The sequence below is a fragment of the Marivirga lumbricoides genome (genome assembly GCF_014636295.1).
Taxonomy (GTDB): Bacteria; Bacteroidota; Bacteroidia; order Cytophagales; family Cyclobacteriaceae; genus Marivirga; species Marivirga lumbricoides.
On record NZ_BMEC01000010.1, the window covers coordinates 169,362 to 195,922 of the forward strand.

General features: G+C 35.8%; 25 protein-coding genes. 8 read left to right on the forward strand and 17 right to left on the reverse strand.

Annotation, left to right across the window (positions count from 1 at the left end):
* Nucleotides 1-9: 9 nt before the first annotated feature.
* The gene (locus tag IEV85_RS15980) at nt 10-2,256 is read left to right on the forward strand and encodes a WG repeat-containing protein (protein ID WP_188465227.1); all 2,247 of its coding nucleotides are present in this window, start codon (nt 10-12) and stop codon (nt 2,254-2,256) included.
* 160 nt (nt 2,257-2,416) lie between these two features.
* Nucleotides 2,417-4,120, forward strand: coding sequence for a sensor histidine kinase (locus IEV85_RS15985; RefSeq protein WP_188465229.1), 1,704 nt, complete (start codon nt 2,417-2,419; stop codon nt 4,118-4,120).
* A gap of 2 nt (nt 4,121-4,122) precedes the next feature.
* On the opposite strand, the gene IEV85_RS15990 is transcribed toward IEV85_RS15985, so the two are convergent.
* A complete protein-coding gene (locus IEV85_RS15990) occupies nt 4,123-5,520 on the reverse strand; it encodes an MATE family efflux transporter (protein WP_188465231.1) in 1,398 nt (465 codons plus the stop codon).
* 142 nt (nt 5,521-5,662) lie between these two features.
* Between IEV85_RS15990 and IEV85_RS15995 the strand changes: the two genes are divergently transcribed.
* The 4 genes from IEV85_RS15995 (at nt 5,663) to IEV85_RS16010 (ending at nt 11,210) form a co-directional block, all read left to right on the forward strand.
* Nucleotides 5,663-6,565 (forward strand): glycerophosphodiester phosphodiesterase family protein, encoded by a 903-nt coding sequence (locus IEV85_RS15995; RefSeq protein WP_229712619.1) that lies wholly within the window; start codon nt 5,663-5,665, stop codon nt 6,563-6,565.
* Between the two features lie 72 nt (nt 6,566-6,637).
* Nucleotides 6,638-7,639, forward strand: coding sequence for an adenosine kinase (locus IEV85_RS16000; RefSeq protein ID WP_188465233.1), 1,002 nt, complete (start codon nt 6,638-6,640; stop codon nt 7,637-7,639).
* 96 nt (nt 7,640-7,735) lie between these two features.
* Nucleotides 7,736-9,064 carry a M16 family metallopeptidase gene (locus IEV85_RS16005; protein ID WP_188465236.1) on the forward strand — a complete coding sequence of 443 codons (1,329 nt, stop codon included), beginning with the start codon at nt 7,736-7,738 and terminating at the stop codon, nt 9,062-9,064.
* Between the two features lie 73 nt (nt 9,065-9,137).
* The gene (locus IEV85_RS16010; RefSeq protein ID WP_188465238.1) at nt 9,138-11,210 is read left to right on the forward strand and encodes a M16 family metallopeptidase; all 2,073 of its coding nucleotides are present in this window, start codon (nt 9,138-9,140) and stop codon (nt 11,208-11,210) included.
* Nucleotides 11,211-11,274: 64 nt separating this feature from the next.
* Here the strand turns inward: IEV85_RS16010 and IEV85_RS16015 are convergent, their stop codons facing one another.
* The gene (locus IEV85_RS16015; protein WP_188465240.1) at nt 11,275-12,033 is read right to left on the reverse strand and encodes an ElyC/SanA/YdcF family protein; all 759 of its coding nucleotides are present in this window, start codon (nt 12,031-12,033) and stop codon (nt 11,275-11,277) included.
* 451 nt (nt 12,034-12,484) lie between these two features.
* Between IEV85_RS16015 and IEV85_RS16020 the strand changes: the two genes are divergently transcribed.
* Nucleotides 12,485-12,679 carry a hypothetical protein gene (locus IEV85_RS16020; protein ID WP_188465242.1) on the forward strand — a complete coding sequence of 65 codons (195 nt, stop codon included), beginning with the start codon at nt 12,485-12,487 and terminating at the stop codon, nt 12,677-12,679.
* 80 nt (nt 12,680-12,759) lie between these two features.
* On the opposite strand, the gene IEV85_RS16025 is transcribed toward IEV85_RS16020, so the two are convergent.
* The 4 genes from IEV85_RS16025 to IEV85_RS16040 all read right to left on the reverse strand — a co-directional run bounded on the left by IEV85_RS16025 (nt 12,760) and on the right by IEV85_RS16040 (nt 14,769).
* Nucleotides 12,760-12,984 carry a hypothetical protein gene (locus IEV85_RS16025; protein ID WP_188465244.1) on the reverse strand — a complete coding sequence of 75 codons (225 nt, stop codon included), beginning with the start codon at nt 12,982-12,984 and terminating at the stop codon, nt 12,760-12,762.
* Nucleotides 12,984-13,280 (reverse strand): thioredoxin, encoded by a 297-nt coding sequence (gene trxA, locus IEV85_RS16030; protein WP_188465246.1) that lies wholly within the window; start codon nt 13,278-13,280, stop codon nt 12,984-12,986. Before trxA ends, IEV85_RS16025 begins: the two co-directional genes overlap by 1 nt.
* A 2-nt stretch (nt 13,281-13,282) precedes the next feature.
* The gene (locus tag IEV85_RS16035) at nt 13,283-13,597 is read right to left on the reverse strand and encodes a rhodanese-like domain-containing protein (protein ID WP_188465248.1); all 315 of its coding nucleotides are present in this window, start codon (nt 13,595-13,597) and stop codon (nt 13,283-13,285) included.
* A 125-nt stretch (nt 13,598-13,722) separates the two neighbouring features.
* A complete protein-coding gene (locus IEV85_RS16040) occupies nt 13,723-14,769 on the reverse strand; it encodes a hypothetical protein (RefSeq protein ID WP_188465250.1) in 1,047 nt (348 codons plus the stop codon).
* A gap of 75 nt (nt 14,770-14,844) precedes the next feature.
* Here IEV85_RS16040 and IEV85_RS16045 point away from each other — a divergent pair, with 75 nt between their 5' ends.
* A complete protein-coding gene (locus tag IEV85_RS16045; RefSeq protein WP_188465252.1) occupies nt 14,845-15,246 on the forward strand; it encodes a TM2 domain-containing protein in 402 nt (133 codons plus the stop codon).
* 35 nt (nt 15,247-15,281) lie between these two features.
* Here the strand turns inward: IEV85_RS16045 and IEV85_RS16050 are convergent, their stop codons facing one another.
* From IEV85_RS16050 to IEV85_RS16100, 11 genes are all read right to left on the reverse strand, one after another.
* Nucleotides 15,282-16,133 carry a hypothetical protein gene (locus IEV85_RS16050; protein WP_188465254.1) on the reverse strand — a complete coding sequence of 284 codons (852 nt, stop codon included), beginning with the start codon at nt 16,131-16,133 and terminating at the stop codon, nt 15,282-15,284.
* Nucleotides 16,069-16,683, reverse strand: a complete 615-nt coding sequence (locus tag IEV85_RS16055; RefSeq protein WP_188465256.1) for a hypothetical protein — start codon at nt 16,681-16,683, stop codon at nt 16,069-16,071. Before IEV85_RS16055 ends, IEV85_RS16050 begins: the two co-directional genes overlap by 65 nt.
* 241 nt (nt 16,684-16,924) lie before the next feature.
* Nucleotides 16,925-17,359 carry a membrane protein insertion efficiency factor YidD gene (gene yidD, locus IEV85_RS16060; RefSeq protein WP_188465258.1) on the reverse strand — a complete coding sequence of 145 codons (435 nt, stop codon included), beginning with the start codon at nt 17,357-17,359 and terminating at the stop codon, nt 16,925-16,927.
* Nucleotides 17,340-18,035, reverse strand: a complete 696-nt coding sequence (locus IEV85_RS16065; RefSeq protein WP_188465260.1) for a hypothetical protein — start codon at nt 18,033-18,035, stop codon at nt 17,340-17,342. Before IEV85_RS16065 ends, yidD begins: the two co-directional genes overlap by 20 nt.
* A 44-nt stretch (nt 18,036-18,079) precedes the next feature.
* Nucleotides 18,080-19,270, reverse strand: a complete 1,191-nt coding sequence (alr, locus tag IEV85_RS16070) for an alanine racemase (protein ID WP_188465262.1) — start codon at nt 19,268-19,270, stop codon at nt 18,080-18,082.
* Nucleotides 19,257-20,411, reverse strand: coding sequence for an amidohydrolase (locus tag IEV85_RS16075; RefSeq protein WP_188465264.1), 1,155 nt, complete (start codon nt 20,409-20,411; stop codon nt 19,257-19,259). Before IEV85_RS16075 ends, alr begins: the two co-directional genes overlap by 14 nt.
* A 122-nt stretch (nt 20,412-20,533) precedes the next feature.
* A complete protein-coding gene (locus IEV85_RS16080) occupies nt 20,534-21,604 on the reverse strand; it encodes an alanine racemase (RefSeq protein WP_188465266.1) in 1,071 nt (356 codons plus the stop codon).
* Between the two features lie 2 nt (nt 21,605-21,606).
* Nucleotides 21,607-22,044: a GNAT family N-acetyltransferase gene (locus IEV85_RS16085; RefSeq protein WP_188465268.1), complete on the reverse strand. Its 438-nt coding sequence runs from the start codon at nt 22,042-22,044 to the stop codon at nt 21,607-21,609.
* Nucleotides 22,045-22,052: 8 nt separating this feature from the next.
* Entirely contained in the window at nt 22,053-23,654 is a 1,602-nt protein-coding gene (locus IEV85_RS16090) for a sodium:solute symporter family protein (RefSeq protein WP_188465270.1), read from the reverse strand.
* A gap of 184 nt (nt 23,655-23,838) precedes the next feature.
* Nucleotides 23,839-24,588 carry a succinate dehydrogenase/fumarate reductase iron-sulfur subunit gene (locus IEV85_RS16095; RefSeq protein WP_188465272.1) on the reverse strand — a complete coding sequence of 250 codons (750 nt, stop codon included), beginning with the start codon at nt 24,586-24,588 and terminating at the stop codon, nt 23,839-23,841.
* Between the two features lie 27 nt (nt 24,589-24,615).
* A complete protein-coding gene (locus IEV85_RS16100; RefSeq protein ID WP_188465274.1) occupies nt 24,616-26,550 on the reverse strand; it encodes a fumarate reductase/succinate dehydrogenase flavoprotein subunit in 1,935 nt (644 codons plus the stop codon).
* Between the last annotated feature and the right edge of the window lie 11 nt (nt 26,551-26,561).

Below are 26,561 nucleotides of genomic sequence, written 5' to 3' on the forward strand. Positions count from 1 at the left end.
TAAGTTGATATGGCTAAATTACTATTTATTTTTCTTTCCGGCTTTCTTTTAATTCTAGGACATATATATTGTCAGGCGGCACCTCTGTCACTTTCCGACTCTACCCACAAAGTGTTTTACGAAAATCAAAAAAAAGGTATAAAAAATGGTAAGGGAGAAGTTTTGCTACCTGCAAAATATGATGATTTTGGATGGTCAGATAATAAAAGGCACAAAGAAACGAATTTGTTAGGCTACAAAAAAGATAAATTTTGGGGCTTGCTGGATGTGAATTTGAATGCAGTCACTTCTCCAAAATATAATTCTTTAGTACCAATAAATGATGAATATTATATAGCATCAATATTAGGTAAATATTCTCAGACTAATTTTTATGGAGTAATTAGTGCCGAGGGTAATGTAAAAGTGGAATTTACTTATAGAAATCTTCTTCCTGCCGGTAACTATATCATTGCTGCCACTAAGCAGGAGAAAAATATCCAATTTGGATTAATTGATACCAACGGTAAAAAAATTCTCGACTTTAATTATTTCCGTATTAAGTATTTAGGGAAAGAAAAGTTTGAAATTACAGATAATGAAGGCATTACTTCTCTGTACAACATAGATAGAAAACCGGATTTACTTTATGCTGATTTAGATAGCGTTTCAAAATTTAATAATGGAGTAGCAATTATTTATAAGCAAGGCAGACAAGGTTTAATTACTGAAGACGGCAGGATATTACTGCCGATTAAGTATAAACAAATAGAGTGGAGCGATAATAGCATATATGTTACGCCCTTGGATGAATGGCAGATTATAAATGATGGAAAAACCATTCATACTAATTTAGCGGACTCTGTTTCTTTTCTAAATGATTCATTATTGGTTAAAAACATAGGGCATTACTCCGAAATTCTAAATCTGAATAATGATAAAATAATAGCCATGCATAGTGGGAGTTTTTTAGGGGTTTTTGCTAATTATTTTATTATCAAGGAAAATCAAAGTGTGCAATTAATACACCGGGATACTGCACTCATCTCGCTCTCTTTTTCACCCAATGTATACTGGAATGAAAACTATTTTATAGCTGAAAAGAAAGGATTTTCAGGTGTGAAATATGAGATTCTTAATAAAAAAGGTAAAAAGTTAGTTGCCGATACCTTTAAGTTTTTGCCTAATACAGTTGCTGTAGGAAAGGGCGATTTCTGGAGTGTCTTTGACAGAGACTTTATCGAAATCATTCCTTCTTTATATAGCTCAGTAGAAGCTACAGATACCACCCAGTTTATTGTTCAATTTCAAAATAGTTACGGAGTGGTAAACCAGAATAATGATTGGGTGATTCCGCCCAGTTATTTAAGTATTGAGGAAATTGGTAAAGGGATATATTTAGGTGTGAATAAATATCTGCATGAATTTATATTGACAGGAAACCATAATGTAGAATCAAAACTGTATTATGATCTGCATGGTAAACACATTATTGAAAAGGATATTGATAATAATATCAGGCTTGTAAATAATAAAGGGAATGCTTTGACAGAATATATGAAAGGCCGGTATGCGGGTCATTCTGAAGAAGGAATTTTAATTAGAAATGGAGAACAAATAAAGCTCTATACTACATCAGGTAACAAGCAATTCCAGATAAAAGGATATGATAGTGTGTTGTTAAGTAAAGATGAGTTTATACCAATTAAAAAGAGCGGTAGTTATGGCTTTATTGATCAGCAGGGTTTGCTGAGAATTGCTAACAGGTATGATTCAGTAGCTTCTTTTAGTGAAGATATGGCCGCTGTGAAAATCAGATCAGGTTGGGGTTTTATAGATAGAAGAGAGGTGCTCCGTGTTCAACCTTATTTTACTAAGGTTTCTGATTTTAAAAATGGATTAAGTGTAGTGAAATATAAAGGTAAGTTTGGGGTAATTGATAAAACCGGCAACTATAAAATTGAAGCGACTTACGATGAAATATTGTTCTCTAACAGCATGTTTTTACTTAGGAAGAATAATCAATGGGGGGTAGCAAATGCTGCTGCGAAAGTAATCCTTTATCCGGGCTATGAGGAAATATCCCTTGCAGGAAATTATATTATCGTTAAAAAATATAGTAAACATAAAGTGCTAGATAAACAGGGTAATCCGGCACTTAATCATCAGTTTGATGAAATTATTTATAATACTGAAAGGAACCTTTTTATAGGTGCAAGTAAAGCTAAGAGAAAGCAGGTATTTCTTACCGATCTGCTAAAAGGAAAAACCCCTTAAAACATCCTATTTGTATTTGATTACGTATTTTTAAATTGTACTATTTTGTACAATTAACTTACGTAAACAATTTTTACTCTTAATAATTTTCGATAAAGACTGAAATTTAACTTATATTTAAGTTGTTTTAGGGGATAAACAAAATTATTAAGTCTATTTCATGGGGTATAAAATAAGCAATACGTCTGATCTGACAGCAGAACATGAGTCGCACATGTTCCTGAAAATGATAGAGGTAAGTTCTTTAGCTGCTCATGGAGGTAATGCTCTTTCAGCTCTAAAGGATTTTCTTAAGTATCTGGAGGATTACTTTGAAGCCAGAGAAAGCTGGGTTATTCAACAGCGTGAAGAAGATACCAGTTTACTTTGGGATTTAGAAAATCCTTTAATTAAAGAAGAGGTTTTTGTTAGGGATGAATTTTTTCGTTCAGCAGAAAAGCTCTTTTTTGAACTGGAACTAAGTAAGCCTTTTCTGGTGCACAGGCATCATCTTATATTTCCTTTTAAGGAAAATGGTAGAAAAATCTGTATTGGCTTTTCTTCTAATAAATCTATTGAGGTATTTGGGGATCACTCACCAATAATGCAGTTTATCAGTATGCGGCTGAAAGAACTGTTTCTTTCTCATTTACAAAATTCAGATCATCAATTTCAAAATAAGCGCTATGAAGTAATTTTTGACCGCATGCCTCAATCCATTGCTTTTGCTGAATATGAAAATGATGTAGCCTGGCTAAATTCATCTGCATTAAAGCTTTTTGGATTATCAGCGGGTGATTCGCTTATCTCATCAGAACAATTTGCTGACAAATTTTCTCGGCTTAAAAATAAGGTGATCAATAAAGAAGAAGTTGATTTGATGGGGAATAATATATTCAATCTTGGTGGAGCCTTCCCGTCCAGCTTTGGAGAGGATTGGATTTGGAAATTTGATAATAGCGTGCTTAAAGTTATTCGTAAAAATGCGAAAATTAATGGGAAAGAAGGCGAGTTGTGGGTTTTCGATAATGTAAGTGAGTTATACTATGCCAATGAGAGGCTTAATTCTTTATTCAGAACTTTAAATGTTGCTTATGATGAAATCAATGCAAACCTTAGCGAATTCCAATCAAAGTCTACCGGGAAGAAAAGTATAACAGATTTGGAGGCTGAGGAATCTCGCATTATCCAGCAATATGACAATAATGATATTTTGGGAAAAGTTACCCATGATCTGAGAACTCCATTTGCCAAAGTGTATACCATAGTACAGTTGCTGCTTACCGATCACCAGGAAAACCTATCTGCTCAGCAGGTTGAACGGATTGGTTTAATAAAGCAAGTTGTTGCGGATGGGTTACAGATTGTAAAAGGCTTTCTTGATACCGGTAATATGGTATTGGATGAGAATAAATATAAGCCTCAACTCATAAAAGTTCAGGAACTGGTAGATGAATGTCTTATGCCTTACGAGTTGCTTTCGGCAAAAAAGAACATCATATTTATTACCCAAATTTTAGGGAAAAATATGGAGCTGAAAACTGATAAAACTTATCTTAAGCGTATAATAGATAACCTGGTTTCTAATGCTATTAAGTTTTCACCTTTTGGTACACAAATAAACTATACCATTACAAGAGAAGATGAGAACATCCTGTTTTCGGTGAAGGATCAGGGCCCTGGACTGACAGAAGATGATAAAAGTAGATTATTTAAAAAATATCAACAGCTTTCAGCGAAGCCAATAGGAACCGATGAGTCCACGGGTTTAGGTTTGTATATAGTGAAAACTATGGTAGATAAAATGGGTGGGAAAATATGGGTAGAAAGTGAACACGGTAAAGGGTCAAATTTCCTGGTTTCTTTACCTGCTTCAAATTCATGAAATTAAACTTCCTTTAATTTCCATTTGCCTTTTTTGAACCAAATAATCGAAATGATGGCTAATAGTGAAAACGCTGTTATTATAGCAGCATAAACACCGTCAGTTTCCCAACCTAAGTTGATGGACAGAAAATAGGAGAGGGGGATTTGTATAAGCCAGAAGCATACAAAATTGATAATTGTTGGTGTGCCTGTATCTCCGGCACCGTTAAAAGCATGGCTTACAACCATTCCGTAAGCAAAGAAGATATAGCCAAAACAAATATACTTTATGGCTTTTATCGCTTCTGCTTTTACTAAGCTTACTTCAGTAAATATTCCCACTATTTCATTCGCGAAAACATAAAAAATAACAGAGGCAGAGAATAGGAAAACGACATTATACCTGGCTGCCAGCCAAACCGATTTTTCTGCTCTTTCTGGTAATTTAGCTCCTAAATTTTGCCCAACCAATGTGGCTGCTGCATTGCTGATCCCGAATGAGGGGAGGATTGTGAAGATAATAATGCGCAGAGCAATTGTATAACCTGCTAATGCCTCACTACCGAAATTGGAAATAATTCTGGTAAGAAAGATCCAGCTGGCAGATTCAATTAGAAATTGGCCTACACCTCCAGAGGCAATTTTTATCAATCTTGAAATGATGGAGAAATCGGGTTTAAGCTGCTTAAAGCTAATATTTATTACTCCAGTTCCCTTTAACAAATGAAACAGCTGGTATAGCACACCTGTTGACCGTCCGATGGCTGTAGCAATAGCAGCTCCCGCAACACCCATTTCAGGAATAATTCCCCAGCCAAAAATGAATAAGGGGTCTAAAGCCATGTTAAGGATATTGCTAATCCATAAGGCGCGCATAGCAATTGCAGCATTGCCCGCTCCCCGGAATATTCCATTAATTAGGAAAAGTAGCATGATGGAACCATTACTGGCAAAAAGTATTTTTGTATACCATCGGCCTTCACTAATTAAGTCTTCTTCTCCGCCCATTAATCTCAAGACATCCTCTGCGAAAACGAATCCGCTGATGCTTAAAATGGCAGAAATTATTAGAGTTACTATAATGGCCTGAACTGCTGTAAATGATGCTTCTTTTGGTTTTTTTTCACCAATTCTCCTTGCCACCATGGCTGTTGCTGCCATACTTAAACCTATACCTAAGGAGTAAACTATTGTGATGACCGACTCAGTAAGTCCTACAGTGGCCACGGCATTGGTGCTTATCTGGCTCACAAAAAATACATCCACTACCGCAAACAGCGATTCCATAACCATCTCTAAAACCATAGGTATAGCCAATAGAATGATAGCCCTGCTAATTTTGATGTTTGTGAGGTCTTCAGAAGTGCCCTTAATGGCATACTGAAGAAAGAATATGTATTTACGAAGCCTTTGAAACATGTTCAGTGATAAGGGGTTAAAATTAGAGTTTATTTTTAATATTTTCTTCTCACTTCTATCTCAAATAAAAAAATAATATTCTCTTAATTCAAGTTCGATTTAAAATCTACATATTGGATTAAGTTTATTAAAAGATTCAATTATGCGAAGTTCAATATTTATTTTACTGGTTCTCATTATGTTCAGCAACTGCTCTCAAAAATCTGAAAATCATCAAAGCATTGACTGGCAAGGTCATAGAGGTGCAAGAGGTAATTTTCCTGAAAATACCTGGCGGGCATTTCAATATGCCATCGACCAAAATATGAATACTATGGAAATGGATGTTGTGATCACTAAAGATAGAAGAGTAGTGCTTTCACATGAGCCTTTCTTAAATCACCAGATATGTAAAGATACTACTGGCAACCCTATTACTGAAGAACAGGAACAATCCTACAACATTTATGAAATGAATTACGATGAGCTTCAGAAATTTGATTGTGGAAGTATCCAGAACCCTAATTTTCCTCAACAAAAGCCTGTGGCTAACTCCCCCAAACCTCTATTAACTGATATAATCCAAAATATTAAATCTTATACTAAATCAAATGATAAAGAATTACCTTATCTAAATGTAGAAATTAAATATGAGGAGGGGATGAAGAATATCTTTCACCCTGAGATAAATGAGTTCAGTGATTTGCTTTATAAAGTTTTGTCAGAAAATTATCCTGCAGAGCTATGGAATATACAATCATTTGATTTTAACGTATTAAAGTACTTTCATCAAACCTATCCAAAGGTGAAATTAGCAGCCTTAGTTTATGAAAGTGGAGATTATAAAGAGCAATTTAATGAGCTTGACTTTACTCCTGAAATTTATAGTCCTTACCATGAATTAGTAGAGCAGGAAATGGTAAATGACCTACATAAGCAGAGCGTAAAAATTATTCCATGGACAGTGAATGATGAAAAGCAAGCAGAACGACTTATCAGAATAGGCGTTGATGGCATCATAACAGATTATCCGGAATTAGCACACAAATTCCGTAAGAATCCCTAATTTTGAGATAAAACAATTAAATAGAAGTAGAGTTAAACTCGAAAGCTATTTATCTCAATTAAAAAAATAATTATGTCTCATAAAAAATATGATGTTTATGGCATTGGTAATGCCCTTGTTGATATTGTTACTGAAGTAACAGATGAATTTTTTAAGAAGCACAATGTTGAAAAGGGAGTGATGACATTAGTTGATGCTGACAGACAGGCACAACTTTTAAACTCTATGAATATCACTGAGGAACATATGTATGGCGGTGGATCCGCAGCTAATACTTTGGTAGCTACCAGTCAGTTTGGAGGAAAAGCATTTTACTCTTGTAAAGTAGCTAATGATATGGAAGGAGCTTTTTTTCTAAAAGACTTGAAAGCTAATGGAATAGATACCTATTTAACCCTTGAAACTGCGCCTGAAGGAACCACTGGTAAAGTGTTAGTGATGACTACTCCTGATGCTGAGCGAACAATGAATACTTATCTTGGAATTACATCTGATTTCTCAGAAAATGAAATTCACGAATATGCTCTTAAAGATTCTAAGTACTTGTATTTGGAAGGTTACTTGGTTCCCTCTGAAACTGGTTTAGCAGCCATGAAAAAAGCCAAAAAGATTGCAGAAGATAATGATGTAAAAGTGGCCCTTACATTTTCGGATCCTAGTATGGTGAAGTACTTTAGAGAGCAGATGGAGTCTATTGTTGGGGCAAGTGTTGATTTGCTTTTCTGCAATGAAGAAGAGGCATTGCTTTTTACAGGTAAAGAAACCATTAATGAGGCACGAGAGGAGCTTAAGAAACTAGCCAGGAAGTTTGCTATCACCCAGGGCAAAAACGGTGCAATGATCTATGATGGAGATACTTTTATCGATATTGAACCTTACACAGTTAAAGCAGTTGACTCCAACGGAGCAGGAGACATGTTTGCCGGAGCCTTTTTATATGCTATTACACATGGCCATAGCTTTGCTGATGCGGGTAAATTGGCTTCTTTAGCTAGTTCCAGAGTAGTGACAAAATTTGGTCCTCGCCTCGAGTGGCACGAGTCAAAAGAAATTTTGAACAAATTAATCAGTTAAAAATTATATTATTGAATATGTGAGGTTGATGTAAGTTTATCTTATATATTTGATATTCTAATTTTTACAAAATTATTACAAACCAAATCAATTAAGATGATTAAAAGATTAAATTTAGCACTTTTATTCCTGCTACTTGTGTTTTCAGTGCAAGCTCAGGATAAAAAAATTGAATTCACTGAATTCGATTTAGACAATGGAATGCATGTAATATTGCACCAGGATAATTCAACTCCTATTGTAGTAGTTTCAGTAATGTACCATGTTGGTTCTAAAAATGAAAACCCTGAGAGAACAGGTTTTGCTCACTTCTTCGAGCATTTATTGTTTGAAGGTTCTAAAAATATTAAAAGAGGTGAATTTGATAAGTATATCACTAATGCAGGTGGAGTGAACAACGCAAATACCTCAAATGACAGAACTTATTATTACGAAATATTACCATCCAATCAGCTTAAATTAGGCTTGTGGTTAGAGTCAGAAAGGCTTTTGCATGCCAATATTGATCAGGTGGGAGTGGAAACGCAACGCGAGGTAGTTAAGGAAGAAAAAAGACAAAGAGTTGATAACCAGCCATACGGTTCAATATTGTCTGAAATAGCAAAAAGAGCCTACAAGGTTCATCCGTATAGATGGACAACAATTGGTTCACTAGAGCATTTAAACGCAGCTTCTCTAGATGAATTTATGAATTTTTATGAGACCTTCTACGTACCGGAAAATGCTACCATCTCAATTGCCGGTGATATTCAAATAGAAGAAGCAAAAAAATTAGTAAATCAATATTTTGCAGATATACCAAGAGGTGGAAATGAGATTCCAAGACCTACTGTGGTGGAGCCTAAACAAAAAGAGGAGGTTAGAGACACTATCTATGATAATATTCAATTGCCAGCAGTGATTCAGGCTTATCATATGCCCGAACAAGGTTCAGAAGACTCTTATGCTTTGGAAATGTTAGGTACTGTTTTATCAGGAGGGCAAAGTGCAAGAATGTATAAGTCATTGGTGGATGAGCAACAAAAAGCACTTCAGGTTGCTGCAATTCCGTTTTCATCTGAGGACCCGGGCTTGTACTTATTGTTTGGACTGCCAACTATTGGAGGTGATTTGAAAGATTTGGAAGAAGCGATGGATGCTGAGATTACTAAATTGAAAAATGAATTAATTTCTGAGACAGAATTTCAAAAAGTGAGAAATCAGGTAGAGAATGATTTTATTTCTGGTAATAGTACCATGACAGGTATTGCTGAAAGCCTTGCTAATTATCATGTATATTATGGTGATGCCAATTTAATTAATAATGAGATAGATAGATATATGGCTGTTACCAGGGAAGATATTCAGCGTGTAGCTAAAAAATACCTGACTGAAGACAATAGAGTGGTACTTTATTATCTTCCTAAATCTCAGCAAAACAACTAAATAATTAGCTCATTAAGGAAGCATTTGTGTGGCTTTTCAGAAGCAGCAGATGCTACCCTAAATTATACAAATCATGAAAATATTATTTAAAACATATTTAAGCCTACTATTTGCACTGATAGCTACCATAGCTGTGGCTCAGGTAGATAGAACAAAAGCTCCGGAACCAACGGAAGCACCTGAAATTAATATTGCTAAGCCTTATACTTTTACCTTAAAAAATGGATTAAAGGTTTATGTTGTGGAAAATCACAAGTTGCCAAGAGTAGCTTTTTCACTTTCTTTAGACCGAGATCCTATTCTTGAGGGAGACAAAGCTGGTTATGTCAACTTTGCTGGTGAGCTGCTTACTAAAGGTACCAAGAATAGAACAAAAGCTGAGTTAGATGCTGAAATTGATTTTATAGGTGCTAATATCAGTGCTTTTTCAACCGGTATCTATGCGAGTTCTCTAACTAAGCATAAAGAGAAGTTGATGGAGCTGATGACGGATATCTTATTTAATCCTGCTTTTCCTGAAGATGAGCTGGAGAAGCTAAAAAAGCAGACTTTATCAGGTTTAGCAGCATCAAAAGATGATCCCAATGCAATAGCTTCAAATGTAAAGGGAGTAGTGGTTTATGGTAAAGATCATCCTTACGGAGAGTTTACCACTGAGGAAAGTGTAGAAAACATTACTTTAGAAGATACCAAAAAGTATTATAATACATACTTCAAACCTAACATTGCGTACTTGGCAATAGTGGGCGATATCACTCCTAAAGAAGCTAAAAAGTTAATTAAGAAAAATTTTAGCGACTGGGAAAAAGGCACCGTTCCTTCTGCTGAATATGAAACCCCGGAGCCTCCTCAAAAAACTTTTGTTGCTTTGGTAGACAGAGATGCCTCAGTTCAATCAGTGATTAATGTAAGTTACCCGGTTGACCTTAAAGTAGGTTCTGAGGATGTGATCAAAGCGAGAGTGCTTAACCAGATTTTAGGAGGAGGCTTTTCTTCACGATTAATGCAAAATTTAAGAGAAGATAAAGCCTTTACGTATGGAGCGAGATCTTCTTTAAGTAGTGATAAATTAGTAGGTAGCTTTACAGCAAGCGCCAGTGTTAGAAATGAAGTTACTGACAGTGCAGTATATGAGTTTATGTCTGAGCTTGAGAAGATTGTGAATGAAGGTGTTACTCAGCAGGAATTGGATGCGGCTAAAGCCTCTATTGCAGGTAGCTTTGCCAGATCATTGGAAAGCCCTCAAACTGTAGCTTCTTTTGCCATTAATACAGCCATTTATGGTTTACCAGCAGATTACTATACAAATTATCTTAAAAAACTGGATGCTGTTACTTTGGAAGATGTAAAAGCAATGGCTCAAAAGTATATACTTCCTGAAAATGCTAATATTGTAATAGTGGGTAAAGGAGCTGAAATTGCTAAAGGATTGAAAAAATTTGGAGAGGTAAGATACTTCGACAGACAAGGTAATGAATATGATCCGAAAGATAACTTGAAAATACCTGAAGGAGTAACTGCTCAAACTGTTATGGCAGATTACTTCAAAGCGTTAGGAGGGAAAGATAAATTGAAGGCGATCAAAAATATGAAGCTGGTTTATGATGCCTCTGTACAAGGACAAAGTCTTTCCATCAATGAAATTAAAAAGGATGGAGCTCTTAAGCAAGAAGTGGGGATGTCAGGAATGGTTTTAACTAAAACAGTGGTAAATGGTGATAAAGTTAAAATAGTAATGCAAGGGCAGGAAGTACCTTTACCGGAAGAGGCTAAGAAAGATGTAATAGCTTCAGCGAAAATTTTCCCTGAATTATACTTTGATGAAATGGGTATCACTTATGAATTAAAAAGCATTTTAGATTTAGATGGAGAAACTGCTTATGCTGTAGAGGTAAATATGCCTTCAGGTACTAAAGCTACCTATTACTACAGTGCAGATTCAGGTCTTAAGTTAAAAACGGCTTCTGTTCAAAAAGGCCCGCAGGGTGAAGTTACTGTTTCTGAAGAATATAAAGCATACGAAGAAAGGAATGGTATCATGATCCCAACTAAAAAATTACTCAATCAGGGTTTTCCAATCAATACAACCTTGAAATCAGTAGAGTTTAATGTTGATTTGGCGGATGATACTTTTAAAATCAATTAATCATTAATTGGTTTCTGTGAAAAGCCCGGCCAGTTATCATGGCCGGGCTTTTTCGTTTATAATTTTAAATATAGCCAGCCAGCTTATAAGCAGAATAGCCCATCCATTCTTTAAATAAGATATGCCATTTTTTGAGCGCATCAATGCTCGGAATAAACATTGCAGGAGATATTGTATCATCTACAGTAAGAAAAACAGTAGGAAACCTTACCACCTCATAACCTTCTTTTTCAAAACAGGCGGATGCTCTTGGCATATGGCTGGCGCTGGTAATTAATAAAATAGGGTAGTTGTTGCTGATGTAGTTAGAAGCTAATTGGGCACTTTCTACAGTATTTCTTGACTCAATTTCTATTTTCACCCGATTCAAAGGGAAATTGATTGATTTCAGATAGTTTAAAATCACTTTAGCTTCCTGCAAATCTGACCTTAAAGCTGTTGCTCCACCTCCTGAAATATAAAGTGTATCTATTATTCCTTGCTTAAAAAGCATCATTGCCTGAAGTAATCTATCGGCATTTTGATGAAAATAAACCCGGTCATCAGGAAGTTTTTGTGTGTTAGTCATCCCTGTGAGTAATACTCCATAAGTATAATTTTTATCCTCAATTTCCTTCATGGGCAACGGGTCTTTTTCCCAGTGCTTTAATAAAGAATTTGCCAGGAAATCATTGGTAAAAATGATAAATAAAAGAAATCCGGTAATAGCAGCGTACTTTGACCATTTTTTTCTTCTGAAGAGAAAGTAAGTAAGCCAACATAACCCAATAATTGTAGTGGGAAGAAACAGGTAGCTGAGTGTTTTTGAGAGAATAAAAAACATAATACAAATTTTGACAAAAGTATAATTTTTTTCTTAACGGTTATTTTGTGAAAAGCCATAGGTTTCTGAACAACTAACTATTGATTGAAAATAATTACATTAGGCGAGCTAATTAAGTGATTCAAATGAGAAAAATGTTCTTATATTTTCCAGCTTTACTGGTTTTACTCTATGCATGTAGCCAATGAATAAGTAAAGCAGAAGAAGGCTTAGTTTCAGAAGATTCTTCGTCCAGTTATCTTGATAATTCCTACAGGCTTTTGGCTAAAATGAAGATGAGTGATACCATTCAATTTGGAGATTCCGTTCCTCTTTATTTTACAGTATTTAACATGACTGATAGCCCTAGGTAAATTTGTAAATGGCATACTCCATTTCAGCCTTTGCTAAGTGAATATTTGAAAATTACTTATGATGACGCGGGTAATGATGTCAATTGTTAGGTTGGCCAATGGTTAAAAGAGCTAAGCCACAACCTGTAGAAGCCTACCTTACTGTTTACCTCAATGATAGCCTTACATCCACAGTCAATTTAATAAAAGGTTGTGATTTGAAGAAGAACTACGAAACCATTAAATATATAGGTGAGAATATCATTGGAAACTCAGCAAGAGGTATTGCATCTTTTGCTATGGGAGGTATTTGATTTTACTTAAATTTAATAGAATCAGGTGTATGAAAATTACAGAATCCGGAGTGTGTTTCTCCGGATTCTTCTATTGTAATTTAGGCTGATCTAAGTTTCCTGATGGTATATTTACATAATACAAAAACCAGATATACCCATGGAGCACCGTGCATAATTAAGTCGAAATAGTCTATGAATTTCATTCCATCTGCTCCTCCTAAAACCCATCTTACTTTACCAAAAAAGTGGGGTTCAGGAAAGTAAGGAGCAAGTCCTATTGTAGCAACTAAAATAACTGCCAGAGCGATTTTAGGTAGTCTCATTAGGAATTCTTTTGTACTTGCTGAATGATATTATTAGGATCCACTACTCCTGTTTGCCTCCATTTTATCTGGCCTTCTTTGAACAAAATGAGTGTAGGGATACTTTGAACACTGTAAGTAAAAGTGGCCGATTGATTTTTGTCAATATCTACCTTAATAACTTTTATTTTCCCTTTCATTTTCTGAGCTACTTCTTCTAAGTAAGGAGCCATCATTTTACAAGGACCACACCAATCTGCATAGAAGTCTACCAAAACCGGTGTATCACTCTGTATTAATTCACTAAAGCTTGCCATTTTTACTTTGTATTTTGGTATTGATTCCAAGCCTGTATACCACCTTCAAGGTTATACAATTTATCGAATCCATTACTGGACATAAAGCCACAGGCAGTGCTACTTCTGTTACCACTTCTGCAGTATACTAAATAAGTCTTATCAGTATCCAGTTCATTAATTTTATCAGCAAAATCAGGTCCCATAATATTAATTACAGTGGCTCCTTCAATAAACCCTTCTACTTCTTCTTCCGGTGACCTTACATCAATTATCTCCGTATTCTCTTCCTTAGATAATCTTTCAAATTCTGCCGGTTTTATATTTTTATGATTCATAAACGATTGATTATAAAATTTTACTTACTAATGTTCAAAGATACGTTATATGAGTAATGAATGTTTGTAACTGGAGTTACAATTCATCCCCGTTGAGATTATTTTACTTTCGTTTTAAAGATGGTTTAGGGGCGGGTTAAAACGTAATCGTAAACTTTATACTCTTTTATCTTCTCTAAATATGACTTGTTATTCGAAGTTTTTGTTGAGAGTTTCGTGTAAAGCAAACTCAGTAAATGGTTTCCCCCTCCGTTCGCATTAACAAAATTTATTGCTTCTTTAAGTATCTCTACATTACTACTATTATTAATAATTGCCTCATATGTTCTGCCATATTTCTGGTAATAGACTTGTTGCGAATTTTTTAGTGCTTTAATTAAACTTGTGGTTTTATCATCTACCTGATTATTTGCAATTGAGGCTTCTATATAGAGCTCATAAAATTTTGGATTATTTGGAAATTGATTCGTTAATCTTTTAGCATATATCAAGGAACGATCTGCTTTATTTTCCAACCTTAAAAAGATATGACTCAGGTATATTAAAGACTCTGCCTGTACAATAGTATTAGAAGAAGAGGCTCTGTCTAATTGTTGAAGCCCTTTGTTTTTATCACCCTCTTTAAAAAAAAATAACAAAGAGTGATAGGCCATATTTTTGTTTAAATAATAGGAATAAAAGTAATTGTACAATCCCGCAACCAATAGCCATTCGTCACTTAAATTTTCTTCTGCCAGTTTAGGTTTAATTAAGCTATAAGCTTTACCACCGTACTTAACAGCTGCCATTGTTTCATTTTTGTTATAATAGAATTCAGCAAGTAATAAAAAAGCATTGAGCTGAATGAAAGATTGATAGTCAGAAAGCAGTTCTTCACTTTCCGCAATAGATTGAAGGAGGTTTATGTATGGACTAACTATACTTTCTTTTTGCAAGTAGACGGGAAGAGACTTCCACCTTATAATATGTGCCTGAAGAAGGGCTGCCTCATCAGTATTATTAGTGCAATAGTAATCTTTTAAGGCCTGAGCCGAGTCAATCTCATTATTGTAAACCAATGATAAAATATCAACTGCGGCATTAGTGCAAGGAGCGTCAGTAATATTTTGCACTTTAACAAAGTGGAAATTAAATAAAAAAAAGAAAAGTGTACTTAAAACATATATTTTCATCAAATAATCTTAACAGTGTTTTGTGGATATTATCAATTATACTACTTTAGTACCAAACATAAACCATATTTATCTATGAAAAAATTATTATTATTAATTTGCTTTGTATCATTTTTAGGATTGTCAAATTCCTTCGCTAACAACAGTTACTATGTTGATGATGCTGCAGTAGAAGAAGTGTTAACTTCAGGTGTTGAGCTAAGCGCGGAATTTAACTTAAACCCAAATGCAACCTTAGGTCAGCAAACTACTCTTGATGAAAAAGACCCACTAGTAGCGATTATTTTGGACTTTTTCTTAGGAGGTATAGGTATTCACAGGGTTTATCTTGGTGGTAGAGGAACTTTGGTTTTAATTTACTTCATCACTTGTGGTGGTATTTTCGGTATTGTCCCTCTAGTAGATTTAATTGTGCTTGCAATTAACTATGACGACATCAGTCAGTTTGTAGATAATGACAAATTTATTATGTGGTAATTTAGTTACCCTCATAATTTTATTGAAAGAGGCTTCTACAAAGAGGCCTCTTTTTTTATGCCTTCTAACAAAAATAACTCTATTTTATCCTGGACTTTAGCAATTTTATTTTTATTATATTCTTGTGCTAAATATTCAGCGTGCCTGGCTCCTCCCATATAAAAAACATAGAACAAGCTTACTCCGGTAAATGTGCCTGAAAAATAATAGCCATTTAAAAAGCTATATCCTGCAAAGCCCAAGAGCCCAGTTTGTAGTACTAATGAAGTAATACCACGAAATACCTTACCAGCATACATTTGTCCTGAGCCGGGAATAAAATAGGATAGAGTCTCTGCTTTTGAAGGATCTTTTAACTTCAACCCAGCAAGTTCAGTATAAAGGCTCTTTACAGAATCCTGATAAATTGGGGAGGATGAAATTTGAAGGCTTAAATTTTTAGCTTCCTCCCATTGACTCATCTCCAGGTTAATCAATGCTCCTAAATAGGAAGTTTTTTTCTTTTGAAAGGCAGATTGTTGGACATTGCGTAAGCCTATTAAAGAGAGTTTTGCCTGTGAAAACGACTCAGCAAGGTAATGGCATAATGATGCTTCATAGCCCAATAAATACTTGAGAGAATCATTTGATGCTTGTGGGTAAGCTCTGCCGATTGTAGAGGCTGCCTCTTTAAATTCTTTTTGATGTTTATAGCAATAGGCCTTTTTTAATAAAGCAATATTTCGTGCATTTTGATTGCTGGCTTCAAAAACATCTTTTTCATAATATACTAATGCCAAATCATGATTTCCCTCGTTACAAAGGGTATCACTTAACTGGCCTTTAGTTAAAAAAGGAACGAATAGGAATATGCAAGTCCATCTTAATACGATAATTGACAGCTTCATTGTATTCTTTATTATAATTTTTAACTGTTAAAGCACTACTCCAAATATTTCCTGCATGGAAGAGTGAAAACAAACTACCATAAATGATAAATCGAGGGCTTTCTATCCCATCAATACGGTAACTTTCCCATACCTGTAACGCTAAAAACATGCTGATTACAAATGAATAAATTCCTTGGCCTCTTTTTCCGGCATAAAATTTTCCGGCACCGGGAATAATAGCAGTAGCAATTCCGGCTACCCAGGGAGATTTCAATTTTTTATTGCGGAGTTCTTCAGCCACGTTTTGCAACGAGGCTCTTTCATTGCTGAAGTAATAATATTCTTGAGTTATATTTTGGTCATACTTATCAAAAGCAGCTATGTCTCTATTGAGTAACGCGAGTCCTGATAATTCAAAGTATTTTAGATTGGCCACTACAGAATCTTCTACTTTTAAATTATTTAAAGCCTCGTACCCCCTTTTAAAATCTTCATTATATATGGAATTGATATTAATCAAAAACCTGGACTCGTTATAGTTATTTAATGACCCGGAGACTTTACTCAAATATTGATTAGAGTGAGTGTGCTCTTGTAAATGGTAAAACGATTTTCCAATAAGAAAATTTGCCGAGTCAGGGCTAATGAGGCTTTTCTGGCTTAGCTGCAAATGTTGTAAGTAATCTATAACATGTTTGTATTGATTGGAATTGTATAGGTATTCAACGAAGTTATTCTCATTATTTTGACATCTTGCTGAGTAACTTGATCCTAAAAAAAAAATAAAAAAGAAAGCTAAGAAGCTATGCCTAAAATCTGTAATCATTCACGCTTTCTTTTATTTTACCTTTTTCATCAAAGTTTAATGGGCTCGTTTCCAGAATAGATATTCTATTACAGCGGCTAAGCCTGTCAATTGAGAGCACCATGCCTCCTAAAATCCCGAATTCATTTGTCAGATCTTTGCTGAAGTGAGAGCACGTTTTTGCAAATACACAATTGGCAGCAATTTGCACACTGATATTCTTTTGATAGAACCCCAGGCTTCCATTATAAAGAATTCTGAGTGGATTGATTTTTTGGAGTAAACTCTTCTTAGGAGTCTCTTCATGCACTGTTTCTAAGTCTTTAGTGCTATTGGAAATTAAGGTTAAATCATCTTCAAAAGTTTGAGCATGGGCAAATGGGCCAAAAGCAAAATATAATAATAAGATAATCATAGCCTTATTTAATAAGTTTAGCATCGGCAGGAATTTTGAAATTTAACTTTTCTGATGCTTCAGGTACATTAAACCTGATGTTTTCATATTGGGTTTTTGACACAATAGAGTCTCTCTCAGTCTTAAAATCTATTTGAGTGATAGAACGAGGGAAATCTATTTGGTTAACTTGCTCATAGTTGTAAAAATATACTTTCTTAACCACCATTTCTGTATGGTCCTTGTACTCCATAAAAATTGGATTTTCCTGATCATGCACTATCTTAATTGAAGAAAAATATTTCATTCCTTCACTAGGTGGCCACCATTCTGTTACTGTAAGACCATCTTCATAGCTAACATCTTTAATCGTAAAGCCTATCTCTGCCAGGCCCAGATCGTTCTTTTTATTGTTGATAAAATAGTAAAGCTCATTTGTTTTAGTGCTGTAATAGGCATTCTGAGATTGAATGACTGAGTTATTGTCTTTGTCATATACACTAACCTGCCCTTTTTCATTATTAATTATCACAATATTATCAGGGCGAGAGTAATAGGTCACCATTTTTCCATTCACATTGTAATAAATAGTGGTCTTTAAGGTAGTGATTTTTCCCTCCTCAGCACTTCTTACAGTTGCATCCACAGCTATCGTATTATACATCTGTGAAAATCCTGATTGGCAAACAAATAGAGTAAGGAATATAAATAGATAGCGCATTTGTATTCAATTAAATCTAAGACAAAAGTAAAAACTTTTCCAGATTAATCTACTACTTCCCGCGGGATATCCATGGGGATTCTGCTCAGTAATTCATAGTTTAGCTGGTTACTCATTTCACCAAAACTGGCAACAGTAATTTTCACTTTACCTTGCGAACCGATCATTATTACCTCATCATCTCTTTTTACATTTTTGGCTTCGCTAATATTGATGATAAGCAGGTTCATATTTACTATACCGATCACTGCAACCCGTTGTCCGTTTACAATTACCCGTCCCTGATTGCTCAGAGAACGAGAGAATCCATAAGCGTAGCCTACTGGCACAGTAGCTATTTTCATATTCTTAGGTGCCTGATAACTGGTTCCATAGCCAACAAATTCTCCCATTGGGAGATTTTTTAATGCCATAACCCGTGATTTCCATGTGATAACTCTTTTTAAAGGGTCTCTCGACCTTTCCTTGCCGTTGCCATCATAACCATTGCTCTTCTTGTGATGAATGAAAGTCTCCCGACTTGGCCAAAAACCATATAATAAGATTCCAACGCGAACCATATCCATATGAGTTTCCGGATAAGCAATTACTGCTGCTGAACAGGCTGTGTGCTTAACGTTGGGAGTAAGTCCATTTTTCTCAAAATGCTCAGCATACTGATGAAACAAATTAATCTGATCCTTGATTCGTAAATAATTAGAGATGCTTTCAGCACCAGCATAGTGTGTACACAAACCCTCGAAAATGAGGTGCTCCTGGTTTTTCTTAATTAACTCAATAGCTTTTGGGAAAAACTTTTCTTCCAGCCCGGTTCGGTTCATTCCTGTTTCAATCTCCAAATGAATGATCGCTTTTTGGCCAATCTTTTTTGCTCTGTTAATGGTTTCTTTTAGTCTGTCAATATCAAAAACGTAAAACTGAACTTGATTTTCAATGGCCCATGAAATTTGCTCATCATGAATCCAGCCCATAATCATTACAGTGGTTTCTTCTTCCTTTACCTGGCAAGCGCGCCATGCTTCATGAGCTGAAAATACCGAAAGATGGTTTACCTCATTCTTCTCAAATATTTTCACCATTTGCTCAATTCCGTGGCCATAGGCATTTCCTTTAACCACAGCTGAAAGCCTTACTTTTTCTCCTATCTGCTTCTTAATAAATTTCACATTTTGCCTTACAGCACTTTTGCTTAATGTTATCTGAGAAGTATTAAAAGGATCTTTAGTCTTGTACATCGCTGGTGAATTGCTCTATTAAACCTATATACATTGCTATGCCGGTAGCTGTAATTTCATCCGGGAAATCATATTCTTTACTGTGCAAACTTGGCATTTCTAGGCCTGCTCCTAAGCCAAAAAAGCCTGTATGTGTTATTTCTTTAAAATGGCCAAAATCTTCACTCCATTTAAATGGTTTTTCAATTTCATTAAAAGCTATATTTTTTAAGCGGGCAACTTTTTGTAATGTTTCAAAAATGTACTCACTATTCTCAGTAGAAGGAAAGCTTTCTATATAGCTAATGTCCTGTTCCAGCTGATTTTCCTTGGCTGCTTGTATTACAATATCTTCAGCAAGGTTGGTTAATTCATGCATGTCTTTGTCCTGCATTGCTCTAAGAGTCACTCTCACCTCACCATATCCCGGAGATGTGCCAAAGGCAATTTCTCCCATTACTGTATGAATTACAGTAGCCAATGTGAGAGATGAAAAGGTGTGGTTCTTATGCAAGTTCGTTATTTCAGTAATTATTTTAGCAATGGCAAGCCCGGGACTTTTTCCATTTTCCGGTTCTGCAGCATGGCTGGTTTCTCCTGTCAGCTTAATTACCATACCTTTTGAGGCGGCAGCAAAAATGCTTTTTTTACTTACAATCAGGTTTTTCTCAAACCCCGGTAAATTATGCAGTCCAAATAGGTAGTCTAAATGAATATTTAAAGCTTTTAAGCTTTTTATCACTCTTGCCGCTCCTTCGCCTGTTTCTTCAGCTGGTTGATATATAAGATATACATCGCCATATTCAGGCTGGTTTTTTTGAAGATAATCACCCAAACCAGTTACCATAGTCATATGACCATCATGTCCGCATTTATGCGCAACATTGGATGTTATTGAGCCATATGGAAGGTCAAGAAACTCATCAATAGGTAAAGCATCCATATCAGCACGGATTCCTACATTTTTTCCAGGATTCTTTCCTTTGAAAATAGCTACCAAACCATGCCCCCCAACATTTTCTATTATTTTATGAGGATGATACTCCTCTAACTTCTTTTTAACAATATTGGAAGTGAAGGCTTCATTATTTGAGGTTTCTGCATGCTGATGAAGTTGATGTCTGAATTTTTTCAGGTCATCTAAATCGGGTGTAAATTGCATAATAAAGGAAAATATAAGATTAAAAATAAGCTGCAATTAGCATCTTTTCTCTCTTTTTTTCTGATGATTATAAGGTAAAATAGCACATGGGAATCAGCTGATATTCAGACTGAAATGAGCACTTACTCCACCGTTTTTTCTATATAATTTGAATTTAGAATTCCTAAGGCGCCCATGTATTTCAATTTGAAATTGATTAAGTCTCCCACTTTTCTATTAGCAGTATTATCTCCCAGATCAATAACAATCATATCAGAACTGGATCCCACAACTTTGAAGTCATAATCATCAAGAATAAGGTATTTGGGATCAATATCTAGAACGCCAATATCCAAAATAGCCCTAAAACTGGTTTGGCCATACAGAGACTCATCTATTTCGGTAGTTACCCCTTGCGGATTGGCTGCCATTTCTCCCATTGGCACTTTAGGCTTTTCAGTGATTTCTATTATTTCGGTAAATAATTCTAAACAATCATCGTGCATACCCTGTATGGTAGTATCATCAAAAAGGTTAGCTCCAAAATATAGGGTTTCGCCAATCCTGAAATGATTAACCCCTGCAGGAATCTGCTTATTCATGATCAGCGGAATTGTAACTGATGTGCCACCTGAAACCAGTGGGATTTTTCGGTTAAATTTCAGCTCTATTATTTGTTTGTACAGGCTTAACTGGATTAACTTATCCTGGGAAGGCATTACACCATGCAGGCAGTTTAAGTTAGTGCCAATTCCTACTATTTCAATATTAGGTAATTCAAATACTTTAGCATAAAAATCGATTAAGTGATCCCCCATAACACCTTCTCTCAAATCACCCGTTTCCACCATAATTATTGCTTTATGGATTTTATTTTGTCTCCCGGCTTCTTCAGAAAGTAGTTTGAGTGTGTAATACTCTGTATTCATGCTCATGTCAGCAAAACTTACCACATCTTTAATACTCCTTTTTGCCGGAGGTTTGATGTAACATGTTTTTACTGTAGGATCAATAGCCTTCACCTTCTGGAGATTGCTTATTCTGGAATCGTGGATTTCCCGAAACCCTAAATCAATCACTTCTTTTAGGTATAGCTCATTTCCACAAAAAAGTTTGGTAACTGCGCCCCAGTCTAAATTATTTTTTGTAAAAAGTTCATGAAGAAAATCGAAATTATGTTTAAGCTTTTCCCGGTATAGTTTTAAAAATGCCATATTTATTTTTTTAACCTCATTTCCAGGTATTTATTTGTAAAGCCTAATTTTTCATACAAGTACTTTGCAGGGTTTTCCGGCTCAACATGTAGAGCAATATCTCCTTTTGCCATATTTATGGCTCTTTTCATTAATTCTTTGCCTACACCTTTTCCTCTCTGATCAGCATGTACAGCAATGTATACCAGTATGTTTTCCGGAATGTAACCTGACATTCCGGTTTGGTTTACAACTACGGCACCTTTGATGGCACCATCCTCTCGCCCTACAACTACAAATCCTCCCTGATGGCCGAAAGAGCTTAATGCATAATCAAGGCATTTCATAATGTCTTCTTTTGAATCTCCGTACTGATCCAAATGAGTAAATAAAAAGTCAGCCACTTCATTTTTCTGAAGCGTTGTAGCTGTGTCTATTGATGTTATAGTTTGATATTCCATGTTAATATTTATAAATTTTTGTTAGGAAATAAATATGAAAGCGTGATAAATATGATACCAGAAATCGTTATTCCAAAAACATTTGGATCGAGTCCTAAGGGTAATTTAAAGAACGCATCTGATAAAGGAACGTGAATTACCTGCAACTTGTTAATGACTGTTGCAATTTGACCGGGTGTCATCATATCAAAAGCTTCATTGTTAGGAATTAAATGATCGAATTTTTTAATACTGCTTAGAATTTCTCCTTTCCTGGAAGCCAGGCTTAAAGTAACTTTATTTGCCTGAAGCAGTGCTGTAGTAAAACCGCCTGCAAGCATTGCATAAAATGCTCCGGTAGTACTACTTTTTTTCCAGAACAGCCCTCCCATAATTGGGATGAATAATCCGGATACCATAAATGCATAGCTGTATAGCATCAGGTTAAGTACATTTTCCATTACACTGGCTAATAGAAGTGCTAATAAACCTACTCCCAGAGTAACTATTTGAGAGAGCCTTAGCTCGGATTGATCAGTAGAAAACTTTTTTGAGAATTTTTGTATAAAGTCTGAAACAATGTTACCGGACGAAGCCATTAGGCAACTGTCAGCTGTTGACAGGATAGCAGAGAAATAAGCTGACATCATTAAACCTAAAAGGCCAACTGGCAGAACGGTAGCCAGCATCATAGGTAATCCTTGTTCAGGATCTGCATCTGTAATGCCGAAAGTTCCTAAGTGCGCAAACATTCCCTGATCTGCAGCTACTCTGGCTAAAATACCAAGAGCAATGCCCATAAATGCCATAATTGGCCATTCAAAGAGTCCTGCAATAAACCACGCTCTTTTCGCTGTTTTTACATCTTTGCTGGCATATATTCTTTGATAAAGTGTCATGCCAACAAACCAAATAGGGATAATAGTGGCTACCCAATAAACAATATCCTGCCAGGAAATATTGGTTAAACTGAGCATATCAGGACTTAATGTAGCTTTAATAGCTTCCATTCCGCCCACCGCATTGTAAGACATGGGAATCCCTATAAAAATTAATCCGGAAAGTAAAATAATCCACTGGATGGTGTCTGTATAAATAACGGCTTTTATTCCACCAATCACGGTGTAGATTACCGCAATGGCACCCATAACCCATAAAGCACCGGTCAGTGAAATTTCCGGAAAAGTACCTGAAGCTAATTTAGCCCCTGCAAGTAGTTGAGAACTGGTAAAACCGGCATATCCGATTGCCGATATTATAGCCGCCAGGAGAGCCTCTTTTCTATCAAAAAAGTATTCAAAAATTTGGGGCATGGTGTGGAAATTGGCAAAAGCTTTATTGCCTCGCACAATAGGAATCAAAAAGACAGCTGCAAGCCATGCACCGATTAAGCCTGTAAAGAGCATCCATGAGCCAGATAGGCCTATCGTAAAGCCTAAACCACCTAAGCCAATGGAAAATCCACCACCTACATCAGTAGCTACCACGCTTAAGCCTATATGCCAGCTGGTCATGCTCCTGCCTCCTACATAATAATCGTCCATGCCGGTATTACTTCGGTAGAAATAGTAGCCGACTCCCAACATACCTACTATGTAGATGATGAAAATGGATAAATCGATAATATGCATATTATTTTCAGTTAGTAAGTTACGGATAGCAAAGTGGAGGCGAGTCTTATCGGTATGCTGGTGTAAGAGCTGCCGAATAATATCCTGTAACTGGTTCTAAATAATTTAAAAATTCTAAGATACGCAAAATTTTTCAGGCATAAAAAAAGGGCTTAGCGCCCTTTTAACATTATAATTTATGATTTTACTTCCCAGAACTCAACTTAGCTCCTAAGTATTCTCTGTTCATTCTCGCAATATTAGATAGATCAATTCCCTTTGGGCATTCAGCAGAACAGGCTCCTGTATTAGTACAAGCCCCGAATCCTTCAGCATCCATTTGAGCTACCATTTTCTCAGCTCTCTCATCACGCTCAACTTGACCCTGCGGTAACATTGATAACTGCGATATTTTAGCACTTACAAAAAGCATAGCAGATGCATTTTTACACGCTGCAACGCAAGCCCCACACCCAATACAAGTAGCTGAATCGAATGCTTCATCTGCCACAGTTTTAGGAATAGGTATTTCATTAGCATCAGGAGTTCCTCCAGTATTTACACTAATATATCCTCCTGCTTGAATAACTCTGTCAAAAGCACTTCTATCTACCGCTAAATCTTTTATAACAGGAAAAGCTTTTGCTCTCCAAGGTTCAATAGTGATAGTTTCACCATCACTAAAGCTTCTCATGTGAAGTTGACAAGTAGTTACACCTCTAAGTGGGCCATGCGGCTCACCATTAATATACATACTGCACATGCCACAAATACCTTCTCTACAGTCATGATCAAAATGCACAGGATCCTCATCCTTATCTATTAATTGCTCGTTTAAAACATCAATCATTTCCAGAAATGACATGTCTGATGACACACCATCTAAATCATATGTTTTAAACCCGCCTTTATCTTGATTGTTTTTCTGTCTCCAGATTTTTAATTTAAATTTCATAATTAAAATATTTTGATGACCTAAAGACTACTTATAGCTTCTTTGTGTCAGTTTTACATTTTCAAATATCAATTGTTCTTTGTGAAGAGTTTCCGGCTTTTCAGGACCAGTGTACTCCCAGGCTGCTACGTAAGCAAAGTCTTCATCATTACGTTTAGCTTCACCTTCTGGTGTTTGATGCTCTTCCCTGAAGTGGCCTCCACAAGACTCCTCTCTATGAAGTGCATCATCAACCATCAACTCTCCTAATTCTAGGAAATCAGAAACTCTAGACGCTTTCTCTAAAGAGCTATTGAATTCTTCATTTGAACCGAGAACTTTTACATTTTTCCAGAAATCTACTTTAAGATCTTTAATCAGTTCTTTTGCTTTTTTCAGGCCTTCACCAGTTCTTGACATTCCGCAATAGTCCCACATGATTTTACCTAACTCTTTATGGTAATGATCAACAGACTTACTTCCTTTTATAGATAATAATTTATCGATATTATCTTTTACCTCTTTTTCAGCTGCTTTGAAAGCTTCATGATCAGTATCTACTTTTTCATATTTCTCACCAGCTAAATAATTACCGATAGTGTAAGGGATTACAAAATAACCATCTGCTAAGCCTTGCATTAAAGCACTAGCACCTAATCTATTTGCCCCGTGGTCTGAGAAATTAGACTCACCTGTTGCGTATAGTCCATCTATGTTGGTTTTAAGATTATAATCAACCCAAAGACCACCCATAGTATAATGCACAGCAGGATAAATTTTCATAGGTTGAGCATAAGGATTTTCCCCGGTAATTTGCTTATACATATCAAACAAATTACCATACTTACTTGCAATTGTATCCTCACCGTCTCTCTTGATAGCATCTCTGAAATCAAGGTAAACTGCTTTTCCTGTTTCATTTACTCCTCTACCTTCATCGCAAACATATTTAGCATTTCTAGAAGCTACATCACGAGGTACAAGGTTACCGAAAGCAGGATATTTTCTTTCTAAATAATAATCTCTTTCATCCTCACTAAGATCATTCGGATGAATTTCTTTTTTTCTGATTTTTTCAGCCAATTCCTTAGTAGCTGGAACCCATACACGACCATCATTTCTTAAAGATTCTGACATTAAAGTCAGTTTAGATTGATGATCTCCACTAACTGGAATACAAGTTGGGTGAATCTGGGTGTAACATGGGTTAGCCATTAAAGCTCCTTTTTTGTGAGCTCTCCAAGCGGCTGTAACATTTGACCCCATTGCATTAGTAGATAAGTAGAATACGTTACCGTAACCTCCGGTTGCTAATACAACAGCATGTGCTGAATGTGATTCAATTTTACCGGTTACCAGATTTCTGGCTACAATACCTTTGGCTTTTCCATCAACCATCACTAAATCCAGCATTTCAGTTCTTGGGAAAAGCTCAACTTTACCGTTTGCTATTTGACGACTTAAGGCACTGTAAGCTCCTAATAATAATTGCTGTCCCGTTTGACCTCTCGCATAGAATGTTCTGGAAACTTGCGCTCCACCGAATGATCTATTAGCTAATAACCCACCGTATTCTCTTGCAAAAGGAACACCTTGAGCTACACACTGATCGATTATATTTACACTCACCTGAGCTAGTCTGTAGACATTTGCCTCTCTAGAGCGATAATCCCCACCTTTAATAGTGTCGTAGAATAAACGGAACACACTATCACCATCATTTTGATAGTTCTTAGCTGCATTAATACCACCTTGAGCTGCAATTGAGTGAGCTCTTCTTGGACTATCTTGAAAACAAAATGACTTTACATTGTAACCTAATTCAGCTAATGAAGCTGCTGCCGAAGCACCCGCCAATCCGGTTCCTACTACAATGATATCATATTTTCGTTTATTAGCCGGGTTTACCAGCTTCACATTAAATTTATGATTTGTCCACTTCTCTGATAATGGACCTTCAGGTATTTTTGATTCTAAATTCATAGTACAGTAAT

Bases quoted from the DNA above. Each gene is read 5' to 3' on its own strand.
- IEV85_RS15980 (WP_188465227.1), top strand. From the start codon at position 10: ATGGCTAAATTACTATTTATTTTTCTTTCCGGCTTTCTTTTAATTCTA.
- IEV85_RS15985 (WP_188465229.1), top strand. From the start codon at position 2,417: ATGGGGTATAAAATAAGCAATACGTCTGATCTGACAGCAGAACATGAG.
- IEV85_RS15990 (WP_188465231.1), bottom strand. From the start codon at position 5,520: ATGTTTCAAAGGCTTCGTAAATACATATTCTTTCTTCAGTATGCCATT.
- IEV85_RS15995 (WP_229712619.1), top strand. From the start codon at position 5,663: ATGCGAAGTTCAATATTTATTTTACTGGTTCTCATTATGTTCAGCAAC.
- IEV85_RS16000 (WP_188465233.1), top strand. From the start codon at position 6,638: ATGTCTCATAAAAAATATGATGTTTATGGCATTGGTAATGCCCTTGTT.
- IEV85_RS16005 (WP_188465236.1), top strand. From the start codon at position 7,736: ATGATTAAAAGATTAAATTTAGCACTTTTATTCCTGCTACTTGTGTTT.
- IEV85_RS16010 (WP_188465238.1), top strand. From the start codon at position 9,138: ATGAAAATATTATTTAAAACATATTTAAGCCTACTATTTGCACTGATA.
- IEV85_RS16015 (WP_188465240.1), bottom strand. From the start codon at position 12,033: ATGTTTTTTATTCTCTCAAAAACACTCAGCTACCTGTTTCTTCCCACT.
- IEV85_RS16020 (WP_188465242.1), top strand. From the start codon at position 12,485: ATGGTTAAAAGAGCTAAGCCACAACCTGTAGAAGCCTACCTTACTGTT.
- IEV85_RS16025 (WP_188465244.1), bottom strand. From the start codon at position 12,984: ATGAGACTACCTAAAATCGCTCTGGCAGTTATTTTAGTTGCTACAATA.
- trxA (WP_188465246.1), bottom strand. From the start codon at position 13,280: ATGGCAAGCTTTAGTGAATTAATACAGAGTGATACACCGGTTTTGGTA.
- IEV85_RS16035 (WP_188465248.1), bottom strand. From the start codon at position 13,597: ATGAATCATAAAAATATAAAACCGGCAGAATTTGAAAGATTATCTAAG.
- IEV85_RS16040 (WP_188465250.1), bottom strand. From the start codon at position 14,769: ATGAAAATATATGTTTTAAGTACACTTTTCTTTTTTTTATTTAATTTC.
- IEV85_RS16045 (WP_188465252.1), top strand. From the start codon at position 14,845: ATGAAAAAATTATTATTATTAATTTGCTTTGTATCATTTTTAGGATTG.
- IEV85_RS16050 (WP_188465254.1), bottom strand. From the start codon at position 16,133: ATGAAGCTGTCAATTATCGTATTAAGATGGACTTGCATATTCCTATTC.
- yidD (WP_188465258.1), bottom strand. From the start codon at position 17,359: ATGCTAAACTTATTAAATAAGGCTATGATTATCTTATTATTATATTTT.
- IEV85_RS16065 (WP_188465260.1), bottom strand. From the start codon at position 18,035: ATGCGCTATCTATTTATATTCCTTACTCTATTTGTTTGCCAATCAGGA.
- alr (WP_188465262.1), bottom strand. From the start codon at position 19,270: ATGTACAAGACTAAAGATCCTTTTAATACTTCTCAGATAACATTAAGC.
- IEV85_RS16075 (WP_188465264.1), bottom strand. From the start codon at position 20,411: ATGCAATTTACACCCGATTTAGATGACCTGAAAAAATTCAGACATCAA.
- IEV85_RS16080 (WP_188465266.1), bottom strand. From the start codon at position 21,604: ATGGCATTTTTAAAACTATACCGGGAAAAGCTTAAACATAATTTCGAT.
- IEV85_RS16085 (WP_188465268.1), bottom strand. From the start codon at position 22,044: ATGGAATATCAAACTATAACATCAATAGACACAGCTACAACGCTTCAG.
- IEV85_RS16090 (WP_188465270.1), bottom strand. From the start codon at position 23,654: ATGCATATTATCGATTTATCCATTTTCATCATCTACATAGTAGGTATG.
- IEV85_RS16095 (WP_188465272.1), bottom strand. From the start codon at position 24,588: ATGAAATTTAAATTAAAAATCTGGAGACAGAAAAACAATCAAGATAAA.
- IEV85_RS16100 (WP_188465274.1), bottom strand. From the start codon at position 26,550: ATGAATTTAGAATCAAAAATACCTGAAGGTCCATTATCAGAGAAGTGG.